Annotated in this window: 22 protein-coding genes; 9 read left to right on the top strand and 13 right to left on the bottom strand. The window is 63.5% G+C overall.

Going from position 1 to position 24,185, the window contains the following annotated elements; all coding sequences use genetic code 11:
* Window positions 1–97: 97 nt before the first annotated feature.
* Together A3AY_RS0123050 and A3AY_RS0123045 are read right to left on the bottom strand one after the other, a co-directional pair.
* Window positions 98–1,411 carry an HlyD family type I secretion periplasmic adaptor subunit gene (locus tag A3AY_RS0123050; RefSeq protein ID WP_018328051.1) on the bottom strand — a complete coding sequence of 438 codons (1,314 nt, stop codon included), beginning with the start codon at window positions 1,409–1,411 and terminating at the stop codon, window positions 98–100.
* A gap of 11 nt (window positions 1,412–1,422) precedes the next feature.
* Window positions 1,423–3,189 carry a type I secretion system permease/ATPase gene (locus A3AY_RS0123045; protein WP_018328050.1) on the bottom strand — a complete coding sequence of 589 codons (1,767 nt, stop codon included), beginning with the start codon at window positions 3,187–3,189 and terminating at the stop codon, window positions 1,423–1,425.
* A 350-nt stretch (window positions 3,190–3,539) separates the two neighbouring features.
* Here A3AY_RS0123045 and cobF point away from each other — a divergent pair, with 350 nt between their 5' ends.
* From cobF to A3AY_RS0123020, 5 genes are all read left to right on the top strand, one after another.
* Window positions 3,540–4,310 carry a precorrin-6A synthase (deacetylating) gene (cobF, locus tag A3AY_RS0123040; RefSeq protein ID WP_018328049.1) on the top strand — a complete coding sequence of 257 codons (771 nt, stop codon included), beginning with the start codon at window positions 3,540–3,542 and terminating at the stop codon, window positions 4,308–4,310.
* 149 nt (window positions 4,311–4,459) lie between these two features.
* Window positions 4,460–5,830 carry a precorrin-3B synthase gene (cobG, locus tag A3AY_RS0123035; protein ID WP_018328048.1) on the top strand — a complete coding sequence of 457 codons (1,371 nt, stop codon included), beginning with the start codon at window positions 4,460–4,462 and terminating at the stop codon, window positions 5,828–5,830.
* Between the two features lie 2 nt (window positions 5,831–5,832).
* Window positions 5,833–6,465, top strand: a complete 633-nt coding sequence (locus tag A3AY_RS0123030; protein ID WP_018328047.1) for a precorrin-8X methylmutase — start codon at window positions 5,833–5,835, stop codon at window positions 6,463–6,465.
* On the top strand, window positions 6,462–7,199 hold the full coding sequence (locus A3AY_RS0123025) for a precorrin-2 C(20)-methyltransferase (protein ID WP_018328046.1): 738 nt from the start codon (window positions 6,462–6,464) through the stop codon (window positions 7,197–7,199). Before A3AY_RS0123030 ends, A3AY_RS0123025 begins: the two co-directional genes overlap by 4 nt.
* The gene (locus tag A3AY_RS0123020; RefSeq protein WP_018328045.1) at window positions 7,196–7,960 is read left to right on the top strand and encodes a precorrin-3B C(17)-methyltransferase; all 765 of its coding nucleotides are present in this window, start codon (window positions 7,196–7,198) and stop codon (window positions 7,958–7,960) included. Before A3AY_RS0123025 ends, A3AY_RS0123020 begins: the two co-directional genes overlap by 4 nt.
* Here the strand turns inward: A3AY_RS0123020 and A3AY_RS0123015 are convergent.
* Window positions 7,924–8,694, bottom strand: a complete 771-nt coding sequence (locus A3AY_RS0123015) for a cobalt-precorrin-6A reductase (RefSeq protein WP_018328044.1) — start codon at window positions 8,692–8,694, stop codon at window positions 7,924–7,926. The two genes, A3AY_RS0123020 and A3AY_RS0123015, sit on opposite strands and share 37 nt — an antisense overlap.
* On the opposite strand from A3AY_RS0123015, the gene A3AY_RS0123010 reads away from it, so the two are divergent.
* Both A3AY_RS0123010 and cobM read left to right on the top strand, forming a co-directional pair.
* Window positions 8,693–9,955, top strand: coding sequence for a bifunctional cobalt-precorrin-7 (C(5))-methyltransferase/cobalt-precorrin-6B (C(15))-methyltransferase (locus tag A3AY_RS0123010; protein WP_018328043.1), 1,263 nt, complete (start codon window positions 8,693–8,695; stop codon window positions 9,953–9,955). The two genes, A3AY_RS0123015 and A3AY_RS0123010, sit on opposite strands and share 2 nt — an antisense overlap.
* Entirely contained in the window at window positions 9,952–10,710 is a 759-nt protein-coding gene (gene cobM, locus A3AY_RS0123005; protein ID WP_018328042.1) for a precorrin-4 C(11)-methyltransferase, read from the top strand. Before A3AY_RS0123010 ends, cobM begins: the two co-directional genes overlap by 4 nt.
* Before the next feature lie 9 nt (window positions 10,711–10,719).
* On the opposite strand, the gene mnhG is transcribed toward cobM, so the two are convergent.
* Genes mnhG through A3AY_RS0122975 form a run of 6 tightly spaced genes read right to left on the bottom strand, consistent with a single transcriptional unit; the run spans window position 10,720 to window position 16,737 of the window.
* Window positions 10,720–11,100 carry a monovalent cation/H(+) antiporter subunit G gene (gene mnhG / locus A3AY_RS0123000; RefSeq protein WP_018328041.1) on the bottom strand — a complete coding sequence of 127 codons (381 nt, stop codon included), beginning with the start codon at window positions 11,098–11,100 and terminating at the stop codon, window positions 10,720–10,722.
* Window positions 11,097–11,378, bottom strand: a complete 282-nt coding sequence (locus A3AY_RS0122995; protein WP_018328040.1) for a K+/H+ antiporter subunit F — start codon at window positions 11,376–11,378, stop codon at window positions 11,097–11,099. Before A3AY_RS0122995 ends, mnhG begins: the two co-directional genes overlap by 4 nt.
* Complete coding sequence (locus A3AY_RS0122990; RefSeq protein ID WP_018328039.1) at window positions 11,375–11,863, bottom strand: Na+/H+ antiporter subunit E; 489 nt, start codon at window positions 11,861–11,863, stop codon at window positions 11,375–11,377. Before A3AY_RS0122990 ends, A3AY_RS0122995 begins: the two co-directional genes overlap by 4 nt.
* A 3-nt stretch (window positions 11,864–11,866) precedes the next feature.
* Window positions 11,867–13,483, bottom strand: coding sequence for a monovalent cation/H+ antiporter subunit D (locus A3AY_RS0122985; protein ID WP_018328038.1), 1,617 nt, complete (start codon window positions 13,481–13,483; stop codon window positions 11,867–11,869).
* Between the two features lie 6 nt (window positions 13,484–13,489).
* Window positions 13,490–13,825: a Na+/H+ antiporter subunit C gene (locus A3AY_RS0122980; protein ID WP_018328037.1), complete on the bottom strand. Its 336-nt coding sequence runs from the start codon at window positions 13,823–13,825 to the stop codon at window positions 13,490–13,492.
* Window positions 13,825–16,737 carry a monovalent cation/H+ antiporter subunit A gene (locus tag A3AY_RS0122975; RefSeq protein WP_018328036.1) on the bottom strand — a complete coding sequence of 971 codons (2,913 nt, stop codon included), beginning with the start codon at window positions 16,735–16,737 and terminating at the stop codon, window positions 13,825–13,827. The genes A3AY_RS0122980 and A3AY_RS0122975 overlap by 1 nt, the downstream gene beginning before the upstream one ends.
* Before the next feature lie 406 nt (window positions 16,738–17,143).
* On the opposite strand from A3AY_RS0122975, the gene A3AY_RS0122970 reads away from it, so the two are divergent.
* The gene (locus tag A3AY_RS0122970; RefSeq protein ID WP_018328034.1) at window positions 17,144–17,857 is read left to right on the top strand and encodes a response regulator; all 714 of its coding nucleotides are present in this window, start codon (window positions 17,144–17,146) and stop codon (window positions 17,855–17,857) included.
* Between the two features lie 2 nt (window positions 17,858–17,859).
* Entirely contained in the window at window positions 17,860–19,125 is a 1,266-nt protein-coding gene (locus tag A3AY_RS0122965; RefSeq protein WP_018328033.1) for an ATP-binding protein, read from the top strand.
* Between the two features lie 123 nt (window positions 19,126–19,248).
* Here the strand turns inward: A3AY_RS0122965 and A3AY_RS0122960 are convergent, their stop codons facing one another.
* The 4 genes from A3AY_RS0122960 to A3AY_RS0122935 form a co-directional block, all read right to left on the bottom strand.
* Entirely contained in the window at window positions 19,249–20,682 is a 1,434-nt protein-coding gene (locus A3AY_RS0122960; protein ID WP_026203731.1) for an efflux transporter outer membrane subunit, read from the bottom strand.
* Window positions 20,683–21,277: 595 nt separating this feature from the next.
* The gene (locus tag A3AY_RS0122945) at window positions 21,278–21,466 is read right to left on the bottom strand and encodes a DUF3008 family protein (protein WP_018328029.1); all 189 of its coding nucleotides are present in this window, start codon (window positions 21,464–21,466) and stop codon (window positions 21,278–21,280) included.
* Window positions 21,467–21,504: 38 nt separating this feature from the next.
* Window positions 21,505–23,160: a cisplatin damage response ATP-dependent DNA ligase gene (locus A3AY_RS0122940; protein ID WP_018328028.1), complete on the bottom strand. Its 1,656-nt coding sequence runs from the start codon at window positions 23,158–23,160 to the stop codon at window positions 21,505–21,507.
* Between the two features lie 3 nt (window positions 23,161–23,163).
* Window positions 23,164–24,174, bottom strand: coding sequence for a ligase-associated DNA damage response exonuclease (locus A3AY_RS0122935; RefSeq protein ID WP_018328027.1), 1,011 nt, complete (start codon window positions 24,172–24,174; stop codon window positions 23,164–23,166).
* Between the last annotated feature and the right edge of the window lie 11 nt (window positions 24,175–24,185).

The following is a 24,185-nucleotide window of genomic DNA, read 5'->3' as shown; positions in this document are numbered from 1 at the left end:
CAGGCGGCCATGCAATTTTTGCAGTGCAGCAAGGAATTTCCCAATCGGCGTTTTCCGGCAGCACGCGCGACGTTGCGCCGCGCGTGCTGCCGGCAGCTTATTCCTCGCGGAACGTATGCTGCAGCTGTTCGGTCAGCGGCTTTGCCAGGTAGGATATCACGGTGCGGTCAGCGATCTTGATGAAGACCTCCGACGGCATGCCGGGATAGAGCGTCAATCCCTTCAGCTTTGCAAGGCTGTCCGCCTTGGGCTTGATACGCAGCGGGTAGTAACTGGTGCCGGTGCGCTGGTCGGTGACAATGTCCGGCGCGATGGTCACGACTTCCGCCTCCACGATCGGCGTGGTGCGCTGGTTGAAGGCGCTGAAGCGGATTTCGACCGGCTGCCCCACACGTATCTGGTCGATGTCGTGCGTGGCGATCTTGGCCTCGACCGTGAGGCCGTCTGCGCCAGGAACGACAAGCATCAACACTTCACCCGGATTGATGACGCCGTTCACGGTATGGACGGCGAGCTGGTAGATCCGGCCATCCAGCGGCGAGCTGATATCGAGCCGTTTCAGCTGGTCCTGGGCGGCAATGCGGCGGTCTTCATACTCGGCGATCTTGCCCTCGACGTCGGTCAGTTCCTTGGCAATCTCGGTGCGGCGGTCCTCGTCGAGCTGCAGAATCTGCAGGTCGATCTCGCTGGATTTGCCGGCAGCCTGAGCCCGGGCGGCGATGCGTGCACCGCGGTCGCCTTCAAGCTGGGCGCGGTTGCGCTTGAGCTCGGTCAGCCGTTGCATGGACACCAGGCCCTGGCCATAAAGCTTGTCGAGACCCGTCAGTTCCTCATTGATCAGCTTCAGCGCATCCTCGATGGCTGCCAACTGTACCGTCAGGCCCTTGGTTTCGTCGGCCAGCTGGCTCTTGCGCGACGCAAGCTGGCTTTTCATGCCGACAAGCGCGCTCTTGCGGCTCATGAACAGCTTGCGTTCACTTTCTTCGAGAAGGATGGCTGGTGTGCTTGAGCCCGCTGTGAGCGCGTTCAGGTCTTCCGGAATGCTGAACTCCGCAGCATTGGTCTGTTCGGCCACCAGGCGGGCGCGACGGGCATAAAACTGCGCCAGCGTGTTCTGCACGATCGACAGATTGGCCCGAACGGTCGTGCCATCGAGCTTGATCAGGGTCTGCCCGGCCTTGACGCTATCGCCTTCCTTTACCAGGACCTCGCCGACGATGCCGCCGGTCAGGTGCTGGATTTTCTTGACGTTGTTCTCGACCACGACGGTGCCGGAAGCCACGATTGCGCTGGACAGCTCGGTCGTCGCCGCCCAGCCGCCAACGCCGACGACGAGGGCGAGGGCGAGGATCGAGACGGCGGTCACGTGCCGGGCGAGAGAACGGCGGGAGTTCACCGGTTTTGTTTCCATGGAAGTATCGGTCACGATGCGGACTCCTGGCCTTCACCCACGACTTTCAATGAGGCGGCGCCGGCAATTTGTGGCGGGCGGTTTTGCTTGCGCAGGATCTGCGCAAGCACTTCATCCCTCGGTCCGAAGGCCTGCATCCGTCCCTCGCTCATCATCAACACCATATCGGTGGCGGCAAGCGCGCTCGGCCGATGGGCGACGACGATGACGATGCCGCCGCGGGCGCGCACACCCATGATCGCTTCGGTGAGCGCCTGTTCGCCCTCGGCGTCGAGGTTGGAGTTCGGCTCGTCCAGAACCACCAGGAAGGGGTCACCGTAGAGCGCGCGCGCCAGCGCGACACGCTGGCGCTGGCCGGCGGAAAGCGCCGTGCCGCCTTCGCCCATCTCGGTTTCATAGCCGTTCGGCAGTTTGAGAATGAGATCGTGGACGCGCGCGGCGCGGGCCGCGGACACGACGGCCTCGGCCGAGGCGTCGGCCGCAAACCGCGCGATGTTCTGCGCCACGGTGCCTGAGAACAGTTCGACATCTTGCGGCAGGTAACCGATATGACGGCCGAGCCTGTCGCTATCCCACTGGTCCAGCGCTGCCCCGTCGAGCCGGACAGAGCCCCGATAGGATGGCCAGATGCCGATCAGCGCGCGCGCGAGCGAAGACTTGCCCGAGGCACTCGGGCCGATGACGCCGAGCGCGCTGCCGGCCTTCACGCTGAAATTGACTTCGGCGAAGGTCAGGCGCTGCCCGCCGGGCGGGCCGCCGGCAAGACTTTCGGCGCTCAGTTTTTCCTTGGGCACGGGCAGTTCCAGCGGGGCGTCGCGTTCCGGCAGGGCGGTCAGCAGCTCCTTCAGCCTTTGCCGGCTTTGCAAGGCGGAAACAAAACCGCGCCAGTTGCCGATCGCCAGTTCGACAGGCGCGAGAGCGCGGGCCGTCAGGATCGAACCGGCGATAATGATGCCCGGCGAAGCCGAGCCCTCGATGACGAGAACCGCACCGGTTGCCAGCACCGCGGATTGCAGCGCCATGCGCGACACCTTTGACAGCACGCCATAGCCATTGCCGACGTCGGAGGTCTCGCGGTTCTGTTCCCGGTAGGTCGTGTTTCGAAGATCCCAGAGCTGCGACATGCGGCCGAGCATGCCCATGGCCTGCATGACCTCGGCATTGCGCTGAGAGGATTGCGCGAAGGCATTGCGCTGGTTGCCGGCCTCAGCCGCCCTTTTCGAGGGCGCCTGGGTGCCGCGGTTGGTGAAGAACGTCAGCGTGATCAGGATAATCGAGCCGATGACCGCGACGGTACCGATCCAGTAATGAAACATGAAGCAGATGACGATATACAGCGGCAGCCAGGGCAGGTCGAGGAAGGCTGCGGGGCCGGATCCGGAGAGGAACGAGCGAATCTGGTCGAAATCGCGCAATGCCTGCAGGCCGTCACCCTGGGTGCGCAGTTTCAACGGGGCCTGAACCACGGCGCGATAGATGCGGCCGCTCAGGGCTTCATCGAGCGCGCCGGCAATGCGCACGAACATGCGGCCGCGCACCATTTCGAAGGCACCTTGGAAAGCATAGAGGAGCAGGGCCAGCAAGCAGAGCGCGACAAGGGTCGGGATGCTTCTGCTGGGCAGTACCCGGTCATAGACCTCCAGCATGAAGAAGGAGCCCGTCAGGTAGAGGATATTGACCAGAGCGCTGGCAATGAAGACGCCGACGAAGGCACTCTTGCAGTCGCGCAAGGCGAGAATCGGATCGGTGATGCTCTGGTTACTTTTCGAATGTTTCACTGTAGAGGTCCTCGCGAGACGTCTGTCGCCTCATTGGAATGCACCAGCGTGCCACAATTAAAGTCGCACGACCCCGTGGGTCTGTCGCGTCGGAACATGCTTTTGCGCGTTCGTTTCCGGCTTTTTTGCGCTAAATATATGAAATTTTCGCGTTCTTAGTGGAACTCGCCGCATATTGCCATGTTTCGCGTTGTGTTTCTCAAAAATATTTCTTCTGTATAATCGGATACTTAAGCCGAGGTTGAAATACGTCACGCCGTGGCGCGGATATCTCTCCAAAAAACAAGGCCCCTTGCTTCAATCCGGCCAATCGGCCAAAGACGGGGACGCGGCGTGGCAAAGGCTTGGGCATGAAAAACGTTCTGATCGTGGGTATCGGCACCGGCAATCCGGAGCATATCACCATTCAGGCGGTCAACGCGCTGAACCGCGCCGACGTCCTGTTCGTCCCCACGAAGGGCGAGGCGAAAGCGCAGCTTGCCGATATCCGCCGCGATATCGTTTCGCGTTACGTGACGCGGCCGCAGAGCCGCGTCGTCGAGTTCGCGGTCCCGGTCCGTCAGACGGCGGAGCGCTCCTACCACCAGAGCGTCGATCAGTGGCATGCGGCAATCGCCGAGGCGTATCAGCGGCTGCTACTCGAGGAATTGAAGGACGCAGAGACCGGCGCCTTTCTCGTCTGGGGCGATCCGATGCTCTATGACAGCACGATCCGGATCATCGAGCGGGTTCGCGCCCTGGAGACCGTGCCGTTCGATTATTCCGTCATTCCCGGTATCACCAGCATCCAGGCGCTCGCCGCCAGTCACCGGATACCGCTCAATCTCGTCGGCAAGCCGGTGGAGATTACCACGGGGCGCCGGCTTGCGGAGAGCTTTCCAGAAAAAACCGGGACGGCAGTCGTCATGCTGGATGGCGAGCAGGCCTTCATGAAAATCGAGGATCCGGATGCGCGGATCTATTGGGGCGCCTATCTCGGTACGGCGCAGGAGATCGTCATGTCCGGCCGGCTCGCCGACGTGAAAGACGAAATCCTGAAAACCCGGGCGGAAGCGCGGGCACGGCATGGCTGGATCATGGATATCTATCTCCTGCAAAAGGGTCGGGATTTCGAGGAATAGCGGCTGGCGCGGTCGATCCCGCTATTGGCCGTGTCGCATGGCGACTGGTTTGTCCCTGCTGTAGAATGCTATATGGACGGGGCCGAAGGCATCGGCGATCTGAAGCAACGGGCCGCGCCTATGAAACGGAAGATGACCAGCCAAACGCGATGATGATCTGTGCTGCACCAGTTGAAAATCCGGCCGGACATCGATCCTCGATGCGCCGCGGCGCTTGTCCGTCGCTGGCAACGCCAATGGTGACGGGCGACGGCCTTCTGGTGCGTCTGCGCCCGGCAAAACCGGGCTTTGCGCTGCAAGAACTGGTCGCCTTGGCGGAGGCGGCCGATGTCTGCGGAAATGGCATTCTGGAAGTCACCGCGCGGGGGAGCCTGCAAATCCGCGGGCTGACGGCCGCTATGGTACCGTTTCTTGCCTCGAAAATAGCAGATGCAGGGATCGATATTGCCAAAGGCCTCGCGATCGAAACACCACCCCTTGCAGGGTTGGATGATTCCGAGATCGTCGATCCGTTGCCGCTCGCCGCGCAACTGCGGGCAGCCGTGGCGGCATGCCAGCCGCGGCTTGTGCTTGCGCCGAAATTGTCGATCACGGTTGACGGTGGCGGGCGCCTGCATCTCGGTGGCGTGACCGCTGATATCCGCCTGCGCGCCGTCCGGATCGACGGACAGACATTTTGGCTGCTGGCCATTGCCGGTACGGAGGCGACGGCCAAGCGGATCGCCGTGCTGGACGAGCCGTTGGTCACCCCGGCCGTCGTGTCCGTTCTGAAATCGCTTGCTGCGATGGGCGACAGTGCCCGCGCGCGCGACCTTGATGCCGCCATCCTGAAAGCCGGCTTGGTCTCGGCGGCGGATGTCGACGCTGTCGAGCCCGTGGAGCCCGCGCCAAATTCTGCAGGCATTCATGAGCTTGGCGAAAACGGCAGGGCCCTGGGGCTCGGCCTGGCATTCGGACAAATCCGGGCACGAGAGCTTCGAACATTCCTTGAGGCGCTGGAGATTTTCGGCGCGACGGACATCCGCCTGGCGCCCGATCACGCCTTGATGGTCTTGGGAATGGCCCTCGACCGGGTCGCTGCCGCCCAGGCCCTAGCGTTGGGCCATGGTTTCAGAGCGTTTCCGCTCGATCCGCGCAATCACATCGCTGCCTGTGCCGGTGCGGGTGCCTGTGCTTCCGCCTTGTTCGATACGCGCGTTACAGCGCAAGCGGTGATCGACGCTGCGCCGTCGCTTCTCGATGGCTCGCTGACCGTCCACGTCTCCGGTTGCGCAAAAGGGTGCGCCAAACCGTCGGCGTCGGCGCTGACGATCACGGCTGCGCCAATAGGCTATGGCCTTGTCGTAAATGGTGCCGCCTCGGCAGCGCCAAACGCCTACATCGAAGAGAAAACGATAAGATCCGCGATGGAACGCCTCGAGGCGCTGGTGCGGGAGAGGAAACGGGCTGGCGAATCGGCACGCTCCTGCCTTACACGGCTCGGAGCGGAGGTCATCGCCGCCGCGGTTCGACAGGGATAGAGATGCCTGAATACGATTACATCCGGGATGGCGACGCCATCTACGAGCGCTCCTTTGCAATTATCCGCAGTGAGGCCGATCTTTCCCGCTTTTCCGAAGATGAGGCCGATCTCGCCGTGCGCATGGTGCATGCCTGCGGATCGGTGGAGGCTGCTCAATATTTCCAGTTCGCGCCCGGGTTCGTTTCCGCTGCCCGCACCGCTCTCAAGAGCGGCGCGCCGATCTTTTGCGATGCTTTCATGGTTGCCCACGGCATTACGCGTGCGCGCCTGCCGGCCGACAACGAGGTGATCTGCACCCTGCGCGAGCCGCAGACCGCCGACATCGCCCGCGAGATCGGCAATACCCGCTCGGCCGCAGCGCTGAAGCTCTGGGTCGAGCGCCTGGCCGGGTCAGTCGTTGCCATCGGCAACGCCCCGACGGCTCTCTTCTATCTGCTTGAACTGCTGCGCGACGGCGCGCCGAAACCGGCGGCGATCATCGGCATGCCCGTCGGCTTCGTCGGTGCGGCTGAATCGAAGGACGCGCTGGCTGAAAATTCCTATGGCGTGCCCTTTGCCATCGTGCGCGGCCGCCTCGGCGGCAGCGCCATGACGGCGGCTGCCGTCAATTCGCTGGCGAGGCCCGGCCTGTGAGCGCGGTTTCGCCAGGCAGGCTGATCGGTGTCGGGACCGGTCCGGGCGATCCTGAGCTCCTGACCCTCAAGGCCGTCAAGGCGTTGGAAGTGGCCGACGTGCTCGCCTATTTCGCCAAGGAAGGGCGGCGTGGCAACGGCCGGGCCGTGGTCGAGGGGTTGCTGAAGCCGGGCCTGATAGAGCTGCCGCTCTATTATCCGGTGACGATCGAGATCGACAAGGAACACGACGACTACAAGAGCCAGATCACCGGCTTCTACGATGCCTCGGCCGCGGCTGTTGCCGAACATCTGGAGGCCGGACGCACAGTTGCCATCCTCAGCGAAGGCGATCCGATGTTCTATGGTTCCTACATGCATCTGCATGTGCGGTTGGCCGGGCGTTTCCCGGTGGAGGTCATTCCGGGCATCACCGCCATGTCCGGCTGCTGGTCGCTCGCCGGCCTGCCGATCGTGCAGGGCGATGACGTCCTCTCCGTCCTTCCCGGTACGATGGCCGAGACGCAGCTCGTTCGCCGTCTTGGCGATACGGAAGCGGCCGTGATCATGAAGGTCGGCCGCAATCTGCCGAAGATCCGCCGGGCACTCGCCGCCGCCGGCAAGCTCACCCAGGCGGTTTACGTCGAGCGCGGCACAATGGCCAATTCCGCCATGATCCCGCTTGCTGAAAAGGCCGATGACGAGGCGCCCTATTTCTCGCTGGTGCTGGTGCCCGGATGGAAGGATCGGCCATGAGCGGCACGCTCTATGTGATCGGCACCGGCCCCGGCGGTCCGCAGCAGATGACGCCGGAAGCGCTCGATGCCGTGTCGAAATCGACGGATTTCTTTGGCTACGGTCCCTATCTTGACCGCCTGTCGCTGCGCCCGGATCAGAACCGTATCGCCTCTGACAATCGCGAAGAGCTCGATCGTGCTCAGGCGGCACTGCGCCACGCGGCGGAAGGCGTCAATGTCTGCGTCGTCTCCGGTGGCGATCCCGGCGTCTTCGCCATGGCCGCAGCCATCTGCGAGGCAATCGACAAGGGACCGGACGACTGGCGCGCGATCGACCTCGTCGTCACGCCCGGCGTCACCGCCATGCTCGCCGTCGCCGCCCGCATCGGCGCGCCGCTCGGCCACGATTTCTGTGCCATCTCGCTTTCCGACAACCTCAAGCCGTGGGATGTCATCACGCGCCGGCTGAAGCTGGTGGCGGAGGCCGGCCTGGTGATCGCGCTCTACAATCCGATCAGCAAGGCACGGCCCTGGCAGTTGGGCGAAGCCTTCGACATCCTGCGCGGCGTCCTTCCCGCGCAAACGCCGGTGATCTTCGGGCGTGCCGCCGGGCGTCCCGACGAGCGCATGCTGGTGATGCCGCTTGGAAGCGCCGACGCGCAGAAGGCCGACATGGCGACCTGCCTCATCATCGGCTCGCCGGAAACACGGATCATCCCGCGTCCGGGCAAGCCGGATCTCGTCTATACGCCGCGGTTCATTTCCGGGGAGAAAAGGTGATCGACAAGGGCGAGCGCTTCTTCGACGGTACCCACGGTGCGGACATCGGCCGGCTCCTGGCGCTCGACCATTATCACCTCGATGCCAAGGCGGCGCGCCGCCGCGATCTTGCCGTAGGTCGCCTTGCCGCCGCTGTTCTTGGCGACGATGACCTCGATCTGGTTGATCATCAGAAGCTGCCTTTCCGCCTCTTCCTCGAACGGGCCGGTAGCGAGCAGGTAACGCGCATGGCGAACGCCAAGCGGCGGCGTGACCGGATCGACACTGCGGATCAGATAGTGGTGCTGCGGCGCGCTTTCGAAGTGGAAGGCCTCCTGCCGGCCGATGGCGAGGAAGACGCGTCTCGGCGTCTCGCCCAGCACGCCGGCTGCTTCGGCAACCGAGGCAACGCTGGTCCAGCGGTCGCCGGGTCGCCGTTCCCAGCCGGGACGTCGCAGCGCGAAGAAGGGGATTTCGGTTCGCTTCGCCGCCATCGCCGCGTTCTGCGAAATCCGTGCCGCGAAGGGATGCGTCGCGTCGATCATCAGGTCGAATTTTTCCGTCTTGAGGAATGCGGCAAGGCCGTCGCTGCCGCCAAAGCCGCCGCTGCGCACGGGTGCCGGCTGGGCCAGGGGCTCGGCCGTTCGTCCGGCCAGAGACAGCAGCAGGTCGCAATCCGCGCGATCCGCCAGGGCGGTCGCCAGGTGCCGCGCTTCGGTCGTTCCGCCGAGAATCAGGATGCGGTGTTTGCTCATGTCTGACGCCCAGTCCCTGTCTGCCGGTAAAAGTGCGCCCTGGCTGACGATCATCGGCCTCGGCGAAGAAGGTGTAGCGGGTCTCGGCGACGAGGCCAAGCGGTGGATTGCCGCGGCTTCAAAGGTCTTCGGCGGGGCGCGTCATCTGGAATTGGCGGGGTCGCTGATCCATGGCGAGCGCCATGCGTGGCTGAGCCCGTTCGAACGTTCCATGGAGGCCGTCGTCGCGCTTCGCGGCACGCCTGTCGTGGTGCTCGCCTCCGGCGATCCGTTCTTTTTCGGCGTCGGCGTCACGCTCGCCCGGGATATCGATCCTACCGAGATGCGGGTGCTCCCGGCGCCGTCCTCCTTCAGTCTGGCCGCCTCCCGCCTTGGCTGGGCGCTGCAGGACGTGGTGACGGTTTCGCTGCATGGCCGTGCCATCGATCTGATCCGGCCCCATCTTCAGCCCGGCAGCCGTGTTCTGGCACTGACCTCGGACGAGCAAGGCCCGGCGACGCTGGCTGCGTTGCTCGCGGGGAGCGGGTTCGGCCAATCGAAATTGACCGTGCTCGAGGCTCTGGGCGGGGCGCATGAGCGGGTTACCGCGCAGATTGCGTCCGAGTTTGCCTTGAGCGCCGTCAACCCGCTGAACATCTGCGCCGTCGAGGTCGTGGCGGGTGAAGGCGCGCGGGTCCTGCCGCTGGCGAAGGGGCTCGACGACGGCCTGTTCGAGCATGACGGCCAGATCACCAAGCGTGAAATCCGCGCGCTGACCCTGTCGGCGCTGGCGCCGCGCCGTGGCGAATTGCTCTGGGATATCGGCGCCGGCTCGGGATCGATCGGCATCGAATGGATGCTGTCGGACCCGGCCATGAAGGCAATCGCGGTTGAGGGCTCTGCCGAACGCGTGGAACGCATCAGGCGGAACGCGGCGAACTTCGGCGTGCCGGGCCTCAGCGTCGTTCAAGGCACGGCGCCTGCGGCGCTTAACGGATTGCCGGCTCCGGACGCGATCTTCATCGGCGGCGGAGGGAGCGAAGACGGTGTCATGGACGCGGCACTGGCGGCTTTGAAGCCCGGTGGCCGGCTGGTCGCAAATGCCGTGACGACGCAGATGGAAGCGGTGCTTCTCGATCATCATGCCCGGCTGGGCGGCTCGCTGATCCGCATCGATATCGCCCGCGCATCGCCGGTCGGAGCGATGACAGGCTGGCGCCCGGCCATGCCGGTGACTCAATGGTCATGGGCAAAGCCGGAATTTCAAGAGGAAACAGCATGACAGTTCATTTCATCGGCGCAGGCCCGGGTGCCGCGGACCTGATCACCGTTCGCGGCCGGGACCTGATCGCCCGTTGTCCGGTCTGCCTCTATGCCGGCTCGATCGTTTCGCCGGAGCTGCTGCAATATTGTCCGCCGGACGCCCGTATCGTCGATACCGCACCGATGTCGCTCGACGAGATCGAGGCCGAATATGTCAGGGCTGCCGCAGAGGGGCACGATGTGGCACGCCTGCATTCCGGCGATCTCTCGGTCTGGAGCGCCGTTGCCGAGCAGATCCGCCGGCTGGAGAAGCACGGGCTTGACTATACGATGACGCCGGGCGTCCCCGCCTTTGCCGCTGCTGCCGCCACCCTTGGCCGGGAACTCACCATTCCCGCCGTCGCCCAGAGCCTCGTGCTGACCCGTGTTTCCGGCCGTGCGTCGCCGATGCCGAATGCGGAGACGCTGGCCGGTTTCGGTGCGACGGGTGCGACGCTGGCGATCCATCTGGCGATCCATGCACTGCCACAGGTGGTCGCGGAACTGACACCGCTTTATGGCGCCGATTGCCCGGTTGCCATCGTCGTCAAGGCGTCCTGGCCGGACGAGCGGGTGGTGCGGGGAACGCTTGGCAATATCGAGGCCAAGGTTGCGGCGGAGCCCATTGAGCGCACGGCCCTGATCTTCGTCGGCCGGACGCTGGAAGCCAGCGGCTTTCGTGAAAGCTCGCTCTATGACGCCGCCTACCAGCGTCGCTTCCGCGGCCGCGAATAGTCTTTGCGATCAGATATCGATTGCCGACAGGTCCGGCTCCGGACCCGTGGTCTTGCGCGGCACGTCCGTACTCCCCTCGATGCGATCGCGATAGAGCGCCGACTGCCCGAGCAGCATCAGCGTCACCGGCGTCGTCAGGATGACGAAGAGGACGATCAGGACCTCGTGGAAAATCCAGCGGTTCTGCAACACGGCAAAGGCGATCATCGAGGCAAGGCAGATCAGGATGGTGCCGGCGCTGGAGCTCAGCGTCGGCGCATGCAGGCGGCCGTAGAAGGTCTTCAGCCTGATCAGCCCGATCGAGCCGACCAGGGTGATGGCCGAACCACCAAGAAGCAACAGGCAGACCGGGATCGCCGCCCAGACCGGAAGGTCGGTCAAATGGCTCATTCGATCACCTCGCCGCGCATCAGGAATTTTGCAAAGGCGATCGAGGAGACGAAGCCGAGCAGGGCGATGATCAGCGCCGACTCGAAATAGATCGAATTGGCGGTGCGGATGCCGAATGTCAGCAGCAGCAGCATGGCGTTGATATAAAGCGCATCGAGGCCGAGGATGCGATCCTGCGCGCGCGGACCGCGGACGATGCGAAACAGGGCGCATGCCATCGCCAGGCCGATCAATATCTGGGAGACGAGAATCGACCAGATGATGAAGAGCTCGTTCATTCGAAAATCTCCTTCAGCGGCGCCTCGTAACGGCGCTTGATCAGCTCTGACCAGCGCGCGCCGTTTTCCAGATCGAGGACATGGATCGTGAGAACGCCCGTCTGCCGATCGAATTCCAGCCATGCCGTGCCGGGCGTTGCCGTCAGGATACAGGCGAGCAGTGCCAGCGCATTGTCGTCACGCAGGCTGAGGTCGATCGCCACGAAGCCGGAATTCACCGGACGGCTTCCGCTGCGCAGGATCACGCGCATGACGGTGAGATTGGAGCGCACCACGTCGATGGCGACGTGGCCGGTGAGGACGGCAATGCGGCGAAATTTGTGCAGCCGGGTCTTGTCCGGCTGCAGGTTGACCATGATCCAGGCCCATGAAATGCCGAGCGTGCTGCCGAGCAGGATATGTCCGGTCGAAAGCGACTGGTTGATCAGAAGCCAGAGTGCGAGAAGCGACAGGGAGAGCAGCGGATAGGGGAACCAGTAGCGCATCGCTCATTGCCCTCCCGTCGGCCCGGCGCGCGGCGCCGACATCACCCGGCCGATGTAGTTTTGCGGTTCGGACAGCGCCTTGGCGGTGGCGTCCATATAGCGCATCGCCGAGCCGGCCTGCAGGCTCAGGAAGGCGCAAACCGCCAGAAGCATGAGGACCGGGGCGATCTCGATCAAGAAGACGCGCGGGATGGTGCCTTCGATCGAGGTCCAGAAGGTGCGGATACCGACGCGGTTCATCGCGATCATCGCGGCGAGACCGGAAAGGATGAGCAGCGCGGTATAGGTCCATTCCGCTCCCGAAACAGGCGCGTCACCGCCGAAGCTGCCGGGATTGAACAGGCCGTGCAGCATCGCGAATTTCGCGATGAAGCCGGAGAGTGGCGGCAAGCCCGAGAGGAGAATGGCGCAGGCCGAGAAGGAGAGGCCAAGCACGGCCATGGTGCCGGGTACCGCCACGCCCTCCTCCTTTTCCTCCTCGTTCTCGTCGATATCGCCATAGGCTTCCATGGTGACGGCCAGGACGTCGGCGCCGGCGTCACGGGCACGCTCGACCAGTTCGATCAGCAGGAAAAAGGCGCAGATCGTCAGCGTCGAACTGACGAGATAGAACAGCGCGCCGCCGATGACCGCGCCATTGCCAAGCCCGATGGCCGCCATCAGCGTGCCGGAGGAGACCAGGACGCAGTATCCTGCCAGCCGGCCCATCGCCTGCGAGGCAAGGACGCCGATCGCGCCGAAACCTATGGTCAGCAAGCCGCCATAGAGCAGGACCGGTTGCCCGAAACCGGCCGAGTTCCCCGCATCGCTGCCGAACAGCAGGAGCGAGAGGCGAAGGAGGATGTAGACGCCGACCTTGGTGAGGATGGCGAAGATCGCAGCGACCGGCGGCGTTGCCGCCGAATAGGCCGCGGGCAGCCAGAAGCCGAGCGGCCACATGCCGGCCTTGACGAGGAAGGCGATGCCGAGAAGGGCCGCACCCGCCTCCATCAGCATCCGGCTTTCCGGGCCGATCGTGCCGATCCGCATTGCAAGGTCGGCCATGTTGAGCGTGCCGGTCGCGCCATAGATCATGCTGACGCCGATCAGGAACAGCGAGGAGGCGGCAAGGTTGACGGCGATATAATGCAGGCCGGCCTTGACGCGCAGCGGCCCCGAGCCGTGCAGTAGCAGCCCGTAGGACGCCGCCAGCATCATTTCGAAGAAGACGAAGAGGTTGAAAAGGTCGCCGGTCAGGAAAGCGCCGTTCAACCCGGCAAGCATGAGCTGGAACAGCGAATGGAAATGGTGGCCCGTCCGATGCCATTTCGACATCGAAAACGCCTGCGTCGCCAGCGCCAGCACCGAGGTCAGGACCAGCATCAGTGCCGAGAGGCGGTCGAGCACCAGGACAATGCCGAAGGGTGCCGGCCAGTTGCCGAGCAGGTAGACGCTTGCGCCGTGCTGGGAGGTGGCGGCGGCGCGCATGAGAACGACGCCGGCGAGAAAGACCAGCATGGTCGAGACGAAGCCGATGACACCCTTGGTCGTGCGATTGCGCTCGTCGACAGGGATCAACACCGCCGCTGTCACCAGCGGCAGGAGGATTGGCAGGACGATCAGGTGGTGCAGCCCGTTCATGCCGCGCTACTCCCTGCCGTCGACATGGTCGGTTCCGGTAAAGCCGCGCGAGGCGAGCAGCACGACGAGGAAGAGCGCCGTCATGGCGAAGCCGATGACGATGGCGGTCAGTACCAGCGCCTGAGGAATGGGGTCGGTATGCGTCAAGAGCCCACCGGCGCCACCCGGCTCGAGCAGTGGTGGCGCGTTCACCCTGAGACGTCCCATGCCGAAGATGAAGAGATTGACGGCATAGGAGAGGAGCGAGAGGCCGATGATCACCTGATAGGTGCGCGGCCTGAACAGCAGCCAGACGCCGGAAGCGGTCAGTACGCCGATGGCTGCGGAAAGCACGAGTTCCATTAGGTGCTCTCCTTCGCCGCCGCTCTCGCGGCCCTGACGTGCTGGGCGCGCGGTGCGCGTACCGACTGGTGGGCGAGCGCGATCAGCATCAGCACGGTGGCGCCGAGCACCAGTGAGAAGACGCCAAGATCAAACAGGATTGCGGTCGCCAGCGGGATCTTGCCGATGATCGGCAGCGATGCGTACTGGGCATGCGAAGTGAGGAACGGATAGCCGAACAGCCATGAACCAAGGCCTGTCGCCGTCGCAATGACGAGCCCGATCGCCATCCAGCGCAGCGGGTGGATGCGCAGCCTTTCCTCGACCCACCGCGTGCCGCCGGCCATGTACTGCAGAATGAAGCCGATCGACATGGCGATGCCGGCCGCAAATCCGCCGCCCGGCAGATCATGGCCACGGAAGAACAGGAAGGCTGAAAGCATGCCGATGACGGGGAACATCCAGCGCATGATCACCGACGGCACCAGCAGGTATTCGGCGATGCTGTCGCCCGTCTTGCGGTGCGGATGCTCGTCGTCGAAGGCGTTCTGCACGCGCTGCTGTTCGGGCGTTTCCAGGCTTTCGGTCGCCGGGCGGAAGCGCAGAAGCAGGGCAAACACCGTCAGCGCGACGATGCAGAGCACGGCGATTTCGCCCAGCGTATCGAAGCCGCGGAAATCGACGAGGATGACGTTGACGACATTGGTGCCGCCGCCTTCGCTGTAAGCGCGCTCGAGGAAATAACTCGAAATCGTCTCCGGCATCTCGCGGCTCATCATCGTGTAGGAGATGATCATCATGCCGAGGCCGGCAAACAGGGCGAAAGCCAGATCGCGCAGACGGCGCATGCGGGTGGAAAACGTCATTATCTCCGGATCGTTGGGGTCTTCGATGCGCTTCGGCAGCCAGCGCAGGCCGAGCAGGATCAGCACCGTGGTGACGATCTCGACAAGCAGTTGCGTAACAGCGAGATCGGGCGCCGAAAGCCAGACGAAGGTAATGCAGGTCACAAGACCCGCGCCGCCAAGCAGGACCAGCGCCGCCAGCCGGTGGAATTTCGCCTGATAGGCAGCGCCGACGGCGCAGATCATGCCGATCAGCCAGATCAACGCAAAGGCCGGATCGATGCTGCGCAGAACGATCGCCGCCGGCTTGAACCCTTGCGTCAGCAGCGTCACCGCGCCAGCGAGCAAGGCGACGGCAACGAGGATGCGCATCTGTGGCTGCAGGCGGCGCGTGCCGGCCCGCATCTCGATCGACCGCGCCCATTTCCACGACAGGGTGACGAGCACGCGCTCGAAGATGCGCTGGCCCTCGAGGCGACGAAAGAACGGCGGCCCTTCGACGCTGGTGGCGAGGTAGCGCTTCATGATCAGGAACAGGCCGACACCGCCGACAAGCGCGATCACACTCATGAACAGCGGCAGGTTCCAGCCATGCCAGATCGCGAGGCTGTAGACCGGCGTTGCATCGCCAAGCACAGATTTGACGGCCGTATGCAGGAAGGGGCCGATGGTCCAGGAGGGGACGATGCCGACGACCAGGCAGGCGAACACCAGGAATTCGATCGGCGCGCGCATCCAGTGCGGCGGTTCGTGCGGCATTTTCGGCAGGTCGTGGGGCTGCGGGCCGAAGAAGACGCTGTGGATGAAGCGCAGTGAGTAGGTCACGGCAAACATGCTCGCCAGCGTCGCCACATAGGGCGTCATCGTGTCGAGGATGTTGTATTTGTGCGTCTCGATCGCCTCGGCGAAGAACATTTCCTTTGACAGGAAGCCATTGAGCAACGGCACGCCGGCCATAGCGGCGCTGGCGACCATGGCGAGCGTTGCCGTAAACGGCATGTGTCGGAAGAGGCCGCTCAGCCGCCGCATGTCGCGGGTGCCGGTTTCATGGTCGATGATCCCCGCCGCCATGAACAGGGAGGCCTTGAAGGTCGCATGGTTCATCGTGTGGAAGATCGCGGCGACCGCAGCCAGCGGGCTGCCAAGGCTGAGCAGCACGGTGATCAGGCCGAGATGACTGATCGTCGAATAGGCGAGCAGGCCCTTCATGTCCTGCTGGAAAATCGCGAAATAGGCGCCAAGCAGCAGCGTGCTCAGCCCCGCCAGGCCGACGATCCAGAACCAGGCGTCGGTGCCCGCGAGGACCGGCCAGAGCCGGGTGAGCAGGAAGACACCCGCTTTGACGAGCGTCGCCGAGTGCAGATAGGCCGAGACCGGCGTTGGCGCGGCCATGGCATGCGGCAGCCAGAAATGGAACGGGAACTGCGCGCTCTTGGTCAGCGCGCCGAGCAGGATGAGGGCCAGCACGGTCGTGTAGAGCGGATCGCTGCGGATCAGGTCGCCCGAGGAGAGGACGACATCGAGATCATAGCTGCCGACGATATGGCCGAGCAGCATCAGTCCGACGAACATGCTCAGGCCGCCGGTGCCGGTGATCGTCAGTGCCATGCGGGCGCCTTCGCGGGCGTGCGCATTGTGGTGCCAGTAGCCGATCAGCAGGAAGGAGACGATGCTGGTCAGCTCCCAGAAGATCGCCAGAAGGATGAGATTTCCGGAAAGGACGACGCCCAGCATCGCGCCCATGAAGGCTAGGAACAGCGAGAAGAAACGCGGCACCGGATCGCTGGCCGACATATAGTAGCGGGCGTAGACAACGACGAGCAAGCCGATCGCCGTCACCAGGCTCGCAAACATCCAGGCGAAGCCGTCCATGCGCAGGGTGAAATTTAGCCCGAATTCCGGAAGCCAATGCACATCGTAGCGAAGGACCCTGCCGGAGGCGATGACGGGATAGAGACCGGCCGCTGTCGCAAGACAAAAGAGGGCAACACCTCCGGAAAGCCAGGCGGCGGGCGTAGCCTTGTCGGTCGGAATGCAGATTGCAGCGAGGCTTCCCGCGAAAGGTGCGAGGACCAGGACCAGGAGCAATGTTTCCGCGATCTCTATGTGCCCGTTTCCTTAAAGTTTTCGACTGGAAAGACCGCAAGGGGTCTGCGAATGCCCTGGCATCTGTGCGCGAGGATCGCGCCCGAAGCGCGCCGCGAAACGGCGCAAGGGCATTGTGTTTTTATGTCTGCTTTCCACCCCGATGCCAACCCGCCGCCATGATAAAAAATGACGGCTGCGGCAATTCGTTGCTCCTGAAAGTGCTGCATCGGCCGCGGCCGTTTCACCCGCGGCTGCGCGTCGATCGGAGCATGCCGGGAAATGTTCAGGCGGCGGTTTTGTAACGAAACGTAATCTTCAGGCAGGCAGAAATATTTCGAGACGGAAATCGGCCGTGTGGCCCGACTGGATCGCGTGCGTTTTGGTTTGCTGCTGGTATAACTGCGGCATGGATACACTAGCGCATATTCTCGTTGTCGATGACGATCCGGAAATCCGCCGGCTGCTCGGAAAATATCTCGACGGGCAGGGGTTCCGTGTCAGCCTTGCGGGCAGCAAGGGCGAATGTGAGGCAAAGCTTACGGAGTTGAAGATCGATCTTCTCGTTCTCGACGTCATGTTGCCGGACGGTTCGGGCCTCGATCTCTGCCGTGTCCTGCGCGAGCGCATGCCGAAGCTCTCGATCATCCTGCTCACGGCGCTGAAGGAAGATGTCGACCGGATCATCGGTCTCGAATTCGGCGCCGACGACTATCTCGGCAAGCCGTTCAATCCACGTGAACTTGCCGCGCGCATTCGTGCGGTGCTGCGGCGGGGTCGCAGCGACCCGCAGCCCGCAGGCGGGCGGCAATATGTCTTTGCCGATTACGTCGCGGATATCGGAAGCCGCACTTTGCTTGCTCCCGACGGCACGCCCGTCGATCTGACCGGCGGCGAGTTCGAATTGCTGATGGTGTTTCTCCAGCGTCCTGGCCGCGTCCTGTCGCGGGATTCGCTGCTCGATCTGACGCAAGGCCGCGTCGCCGATCCCTTCGATCGTTCGATCGACATTCTGGTCAGCCGGTTGCGCCGCAAGCTCGGCGATGCGAGCGTGTTCAACATCCTGAAAACCGTGCGCAACAAGGGCTATCAGCTTGCGGTTCCCGTTGAGCAAAGCAACTAGCAATGTGGTCGCTGCGCACCCGGTTTACCGCGCTTTTGGTGATTTCGGTCGTTCTCGTGCTGGTCGTCGCCGCCTTCGTGACGGCGACATTGCTGCGCAAGCCACCGGAAGCCATGTTCGACCGGGCCCTGGCGGAAAAGGCGGAGCTGACGTCACTGTTGCTGCGCGCCGATCCGTCGGTCGCGGAAAAGATGCACATCCGGATACGTGAGAGGCCGCCGCAGTACCGCATCGATCGCGAGGAGACCGAGCATGTTCGCGCCGAAGCGAGCCGCGAGGGCTACACCTCGGAGACCCTCGTGCTGGAAAGCTTCGGGCCACATTCCAAGGCTATTGCCGTTCGTCTGGATGGCGACCGCTGGGCCTATCTGGATTTCCCGGGCCCTGGGCCTGGCCCATTTCCGTTTCTGCCGCTTGCGGCCTACCTCGCCCTCGTCGCAACCGGCATGGCGGGCATCGCGATATATGCCAGCAACGTGATGATGCGGCCGCTGCGCATCCTCGACGAGACGATCGCCAAGATCCGCCCCGACGGCATCATTCCGGAACTGCCGGAAACGGGGCCGATGGAAGTGCGCACGACCGCAAAGACCATCAATCGCCTGTCGACGCGCCTCAATGCCGCGGTATCGAGCCGCATGCGCATGATCGCGGCCGCCGGCCATGACATGCGCACGCCAATGACGCGCATGCGCCTTCGGGCGGAGTTCGTGAGCGATGGCGACGACCGGCAATCCTGGCTGAAGGATCTCGAGGAACTCGATCATATCGCCGACAGCGCCATTCGGCTGGTGCGCGAGGAAGTGAGCCCCGCTGCACAGGAGGAAGTGTCGCTGGACGCCGTTCTGCGCTCGGTCGCTGAGGAAATCCGAGAGACGGAACTGCCCGTGGAGCAAGGGGCGATCGCGCGCGCCTTGGTCAAGGGGGCGCCCTTTGCGTTGAAGCGCGCCATCCGCAATCTTGTGGTGAATGCCGCCACCCATGGTCGGGGTGCCGCCGTCGTTCTGTCCAGCAATGGTGAGGAAGCCGAGCTGACGATCTCCGACAGCGGCCCCGGCATCCCCCAGAACCTTCTCGACCGGGTCTTTGAGCCGTTCTTCCGCGTCGATCAGGCACGCCGGCAGCTTGTGCCCGGCGCCGGTCTCGGTCTCGCCATCTCGCGCGAGATTATCGAAAATCACGGTGGCAGCATCACTATCGTCAACCGTCGCGAGGGCGGTCTCCTGCAGACCGTTCGCCTGCCGCTGTGCACGCCGGCGCAGGATTGATCGCAGCCTTCGCTGCGGCCTTCTGTGTCTTTAAAGAACGACGAGGACAGTACTACCGGAACCGCAAACGAAAACGCGGCCGATCGAAATCGGCCGCGCCCGTGATGGTCATATCTGCACCGTTTAGTAGGCTGCGGCCGATTTGGCGTCGCTGGGCTTAGCCTGCGGCGGTTCGATGGCTGAACCGCCGCCGATGGCGACGTTCAGGGAAACGTAGCTGTTGGCCAAGTTGCGGATACTGGCCGCGAGCGAGACACGCGACGCGGCGAGCGAGCGTTCTGCATCCAGCACGTCGAGCAGCGACGTTGCGCCTCCCTTGTAGCTCTCACGTGCCAGTCCGAGGGCTCGTTCTGAGGAGTCGACGACCTTGCGCAGTGCTGCAACGGTCTCGTAGTTGTTGCGCAGACTGACCAGCGCGTTCTCGACTTCCTCGACACCGTTCAGCACGACCTGCTTCCATGCGAGATACTGCTGTTGAGCGCTGGACTTGGCGATGTCGACATTGGCCCTCAGACGGCCGCCATTGAAGATCGGCAGGTTGAGGCTCGGGCCGAAGGACCAATTGGAGAGACCGCCGGTGGCAGTAGAAGCAATGATGCGCGAACCATCGATGGTGCCGCTCAGCGTCAGGCTCGGGTACAGCTGGGCTTCGGCGACGCCGATCGATGCCGTGGCGGCTGCGAGCTGACGCTCGGCCCTGCGAATGTCAGGACGGTTGCGGATCAGGTCGGCGGGGATGCCGATCTTGGTGTTATAGCGCGGCCACGGTTGCGCCGCCCCTTTGCGCAGCTCGGCGGTCACCGATGTCGCCGGCAGAGCGAGCAGCGTGGCGATATGGTTTGCTGCCTGATTGAACCCCGTCTGATAGCCAGGCAGTTCGGCAAGCGTCGTATTGACGAGACCTTCGGCCTGAACCACGTCGAGGCTTGACGCCGCACCCGCCGCCTTGATGTCCTCGGTCAGCTTCAGGGTCTCGCGCCGCGAGGCGAGGCTCTGCTGCTGCAGTGCGTAGGCTTCCTGGTTATACCGCGCCTCGATGTAGGTGGTGGCCAGGTCTGACAGGTAGGCAAGGCGGGCGACGTTGACGTCATCGTAGGCGGCGTCGAGCGAAGCAGTCGCCGATTCCTTGGCGCGGCGATACTGGCCGAACAGGTCAAGCAGCCACGACGCGTCGCTGCCGGCCGAAAGCGTTTTGGTTTCCGTGTGGCCGCCTCCAATGAAGGAACCATCCTGTCCTTCCGCAGTCGCCGATCCGCCCACGTTGACTTCCGGCAGGCCGCCGGCGCCGGCAACGATGACGTTGGCGCGAGCCTCGACAATGCGCTCCAGCGACTGCTGGACATCGAGGTTTTCGCCCATGCCCTGAGCCACGAGGCTGTTCAATTTCTTGTCGCGGAAGGCTTCCCACCAGGGGTTCAGGGTGACATCGGTCTGCTCCTGGCCGCCTTGCGAAAATTTTGCCGGCAGTGCTGCGTTGGGAGCCTGATAGTTGGGGCCGACAACGCAGCCGGAAAGGAGAAGAAGGCTTAAGGGAAGGAGCACTTTTACTGTTTTCATCTAAATCCCCATCCGGCCGCCACGAGCCGGTAACAAACGATTCACTTTTCCCGTGTTTAACATTTTCCGCGCCGCTGGCGAGGGGACAATTGCAAACACGGGGGGTAATCGGGCGATCCCCACGGTCGGGTGTTTCCCAAGTGCCACGGCTTGGTCGTTGCGCCTCTGATTTCAAGGGGTACGAAGAAAATTCCCCGGCAGGCGCTCTCAACCAGCGGTGTGGCCAGCGAGCCGCCCGAATCACCGAACACAGCGTGACCCACAAAGGTTACTCATGTCTGAAAATTTCGGTGCGCTGCAGCGGAGCAGCCCGGGTCTGGCGATCATTGCCGAAGCTGCTCGCGATATCTATCGCGGGCGGTGTCATGATGGCCTGGTCAGCGGGTGATCAGACCCGGAGTTGGCGGCCTTCGGGCTTTTTGAGCTTCGCGCCGGCCGTGGCGGCATGCGCGTTTTGCTGCTCGGCAAAGATTTCCGCGGTCACCACGATAACGAGAGAGCACCGCAGGTCGGCAGATAGTTCGGTTTGAAGACCGACCTGGCAAGGGGTCGCCTTCACGGTACGTGCGCGAAGGCTGAATTTCAGACGGCGTACTTACTTGGATTTCTTCTTCTCCGGCAGTTTCTTGCGATCCGTTTCCGCCAGCTCCTTGAGTTCCTTTTCAGACATGGATTTTTCCATGCTCTTGGAGGCACCCTTGAGCTCGGATTTCTTCATATCGCCGCGTTTGGCGGCAAGGGCTGCACCGGCAGCCTTCTGCTGGGCTTGGGATTTGGCAGGCATCGTCTTTCTCCTTTGGTCGGATGCTGCCCGGTTAACCGTCACCTGTTAAATTGGTTCCCGATTTCCTCCATATCGGCTCCCTGCTGGCCGATCATGGCCAGCAGCGTTTCAAGCCGGTCGGCGTCGCGTGGCAACTTGTCCGTTCGAAGCCTGGAAATGCGGGGAAAACGCATGGCGACCCCGGACTTGTGCCGGGTGGAAAAGTTGATGCCCTCGAAGGCGACCTCGACGACGAAGCCGTGGTCCGGCTCGGCGCGGATTGCCCGAACCGGCCCAAACCGTTCGACGGTATTGTTGCGAACATATCTGTCGAGCACCTCCATTTCTGCGTCGGTAAAGCCGAAATAGGCCTTGCCGACCGGCACCAGCCCGTCCCTGCCGTCGCTTTGCGTCCAGACGCCGAAGGTGAAATCCGAATAGTAGCTCGACCGCTTGCCGTGCCCGCGCTGGGCATACATCAGCACGGCGTCGACATTGTACGGCTCGCGTTTCCACTTGAACCACGGCCCTTTCGACCGGCCGGCGGTATAGGGCGAATCCAGCCGTTTCAGCATGATCCCTTCGACGACGGGATCGGGCGGATCGGCGCGCAGGCGATCGAGTTCCTCCCAGCTTGAGAAAGGCACGAGAGGAGACAGGTCGAAATGCGAAGGGGCAGCCTTGTCGATGAGTGCGGAAAGCTCGGCCCGCCGCGTCAGGAAACTTTCCTGCCGGATATCGCGCCGGCCGGAGAACAAGAGGTCGTAGCCACGGATGAACGCCGGATATTCCTCCAGCATCTTGCGGGTAACGGTCTTCCTGTTCAGTCGTTGCTGCAGGTCGGAAAAGGTTCGGGTGGCCCGGTTGGTGCGCATCGTGCCGCCGACCAGCAGTTCGCCATCGATGATGCCCTCGAAATCCGCTGCCTCCAGAATATCGGGAAAAGCACCGGAAATATCGTCGCCGCTGCGCGAATAGAGCCGGCGGGTGCCCGCCAGGTTGGCAAGCTGCACGCGAATGCCGTCCCATTTCCATTCCGCAACGAATGCCTTCGGGTCGAGCGTCGCGAGATCGCTGTCTGCCACCGGCGTTGCCAGCATGACCGCATGGAAGACGGCCGGCATGTCCAGTTCCGGCTTGTCCGATTTGCCGTCGAGCCAGCGGAACAGCGCCGTGTAGGGCGGAGACAGGCCGTGCCACAGGGTCTCGATCTCGGTGATATCGACATTGCCCATGTCGGCAAGCGCCTGCTTGACGAGCCGTGCCGAAACGCCGATGCGCAAGCCGCCGGTGATCAGCTTGAGGAAGGCAAAGCGGCTCGACCCTTCGAGCTGGTCGAGCAGGTTGCGGACGAGGCCGTGCACATTGGCGCGTCCGGCCATTTCAAGCTGGTGCATGACGGCGCCGAGCGAAAGGTCCTGCTGCGCCGTTTCCCCGCCGGCTTGTCTTTCCCAGACCAGCGAGATCGTCTCGGCAAGATCGCCGATATAGTCGTAGGAATAGCGGAACAGGACCTCGTCCAATCGCTCCAGCACCAGTTGCCTGAGCACGTGCGGCTTGACGGTCTTGAGCGTCAGCGTGCCGGCGATCGCCGCCAGCGCATAGCCGCGATCGGGGTCGGGAGCGTTGCGAAAATAGTCCGCCATCAGCTTGATCTTGGCGTTGCGCTGCGGGGTGAGGACCAAGCGGTCGAGCAGTTCGGCGAAGGCGCGCATCGGCTATTCTCCCTCGTCGTCATAGCCGACGAGATGCAGCGGCCGGGCAGCGATACCCTCAAGCTCGCACCAGCGCACCAGGGCCTCCTCGCGGCCATGGGTTACCCAGACCTGCGCCGGATTGATTTCGCGGATGGTCTCGGTCAGTTCCGTCCAGTCGCAGTGATCCGAAATGATCATCGGCAATTCGACGCCGCGCTGCTTGGCCCGCTGGCGAACCAACATCCAGCCGGAAGCGAAGATTGCGACGGGATCGGGAAAGCGTCTCGCCCATTTGTCGGCGAAGGCGGCAGGCGGGCCGATGACGACAGCTCCGGCAAAGGATTGCCTGTCCTGCACGTCTTGGGTCGCCGGGCGAATGTCACCGAGGCCGATGCCGCGTTCCTCGTAGTAGTCGCACAGCCTGGCCAGCGCGCCGTGGATGAAGATCGGTTGGTCGTAGCCCGCTTCCCGCAAAAGCGCGATGATCCGCTGCGCCTTGCCGAGCGCATAGGCGCCGATCAGATGGGCGCGCTCGGGAAACTGGCGCAGCGAGGTAAGAAGCTTGGCGACCTCGCCGCGGTCGTCGGGATGGTGGAAGACCGGCAGGCCGAATGTCGCCTCGGTGATGAAGACATCGCAGGGCACCGGCTCGAAAGCGGCGCAGGTCGGGTCGCGCCGCCGCTTGTAGTCGCCGGAAACGACGATGCGCGTGCCGTCGGCCTCGACCGCGATCTGCGCGGAACCGAGGACATGGCCGGCCGGGTGAAAGCTGGCGGTGACGTCGCCGATGCCGGTTCGCGCGCCGAGCACGACTGCTTGCGAGCTCACGCAGAAGGCATCGCCATAGCGGATGCGCATGATGTCCAGCGTCTCCCGCGTCGCGAGAACATGGGTGTGACCGGCGCGCGCATGATCGGCATGGCCATGCGTGATCAGCGCCTTCTCGACCGGCTGAACGGGATCGATATAAAAGCCGCCCTTCTCGCAATAGAGACCCTTGGGCGTCGGATAGAGCAACGTTTCCGGTTTCATGGAAACGAAGA

It is taken from the genome of Rhizobium giardinii bv. giardinii H152, assembly GCF_000379605.1.
In the GTDB taxonomy this organism is placed as follows: Bacteria; Pseudomonadota; Alphaproteobacteria; order Rhizobiales; family Rhizobiaceae; genus Pararhizobium; species Pararhizobium giardinii.
The sequence above is the reverse complement of the archived record's forward strand: the minus strand, read 5'-3'. Positions and strand labels throughout refer to the sequence as shown.

Coding starts and splice junctions, on each gene's coding strand:
- A3AY_RS0122980 (WP_018328037.1), bottom strand. CDS start 13,825: ATGGAACTCGTGCTTTCCGCAGCCATCGGCGTACTGACCGCTTCCGGC.
- A3AY_RS0122985 (WP_018328038.1), bottom strand. CDS start 13,483: ATGAACGGGCTGCACCACCTGATCGTCCTGCCAATCCTCCTGCCGCTG.
- A3AY_RS0122965 (WP_018328033.1), top strand. CDS start 17,860: ATGTGGTCGCTGCGCACCCGGTTTACCGCGCTTTTGGTGATTTCGGTC.
- mnhG (WP_018328041.1), bottom strand. CDS start 11,100: ATGAGCCATTTGACCGACCTTCCGGTCTGGGCGGCGATCCCGGTCTGC.
- A3AY_RS0122995 (WP_018328040.1), bottom strand. CDS start 11,378: ATGAACGAGCTCTTCATCATCTGGTCGATTCTCGTCTCCCAGATATTG.
- A3AY_RS0123030 (WP_018328047.1), top strand. CDS start 5,833: ATGCCTGAATACGATTACATCCGGGATGGCGACGCCATCTACGAGCGC.
- cobG (WP_018328048.1), top strand. CDS start 4,460: ATGATGATCTGTGCTGCACCAGTTGAAAATCCGGCCGGACATCGATCC.
- A3AY_RS0122990 (WP_018328039.1), bottom strand. CDS start 11,863: ATGCGCTACTGGTTCCCCTATCCGCTGCTCTCCCTGTCGCTTCTCGCA.
- cobF (WP_018328049.1), top strand. CDS start 3,540: ATGAAAAACGTTCTGATCGTGGGTATCGGCACCGGCAATCCGGAGCAT.
- A3AY_RS0123010 (WP_018328043.1), top strand. CDS start 8,693: ATGTCTGACGCCCAGTCCCTGTCTGCCGGTAAAAGTGCGCCCTGGCTG.
- A3AY_RS0122960 (WP_026203731.1), bottom strand. CDS start 20,682: ATGAAAACAGTAAAAGTGCTCCTTCCCTTAAGCCTTCTTCTCCTTTCC.
- cobM (WP_018328042.1), top strand. CDS start 9,952: ATGACAGTTCATTTCATCGGCGCAGGCCCGGGTGCCGCGGACCTGATC.
- A3AY_RS0122935 (WP_018328027.1), bottom strand. CDS start 24,174: ATGAAACCGGAAACGTTGCTCTATCCGACGCCCAAGGGTCTCTATTGC.
- A3AY_RS0122945 (WP_018328029.1), bottom strand. CDS start 21,466: ATGCCTGCCAAATCCCAAGCCCAGCAGAAGGCTGCCGGTGCAGCCCTT.
- A3AY_RS0123020 (WP_018328045.1), top strand. CDS start 7,196: ATGAGCGGCACGCTCTATGTGATCGGCACCGGCCCCGGCGGTCCGCAG.
- A3AY_RS0123015 (WP_018328044.1), bottom strand. CDS start 8,694: ATGAGCAAACACCGCATCCTGATTCTCGGCGGAACGACCGAAGCGCGG.
- A3AY_RS0123050 (WP_018328051.1), bottom strand. CDS start 1,411: ATGGAAACAAAACCGGTGAACTCCCGCCGTTCTCTCGCCCGGCACGTG.
- A3AY_RS0122970 (WP_018328034.1), top strand. CDS start 17,144: ATGGATACACTAGCGCATATTCTCGTTGTCGATGACGATCCGGAAATC.
- A3AY_RS0122940 (WP_018328028.1), bottom strand. CDS start 23,160: ATGCGCGCCTTCGCCGAACTGCTCGACCGCTTGGTCCTCACCCCGCAG.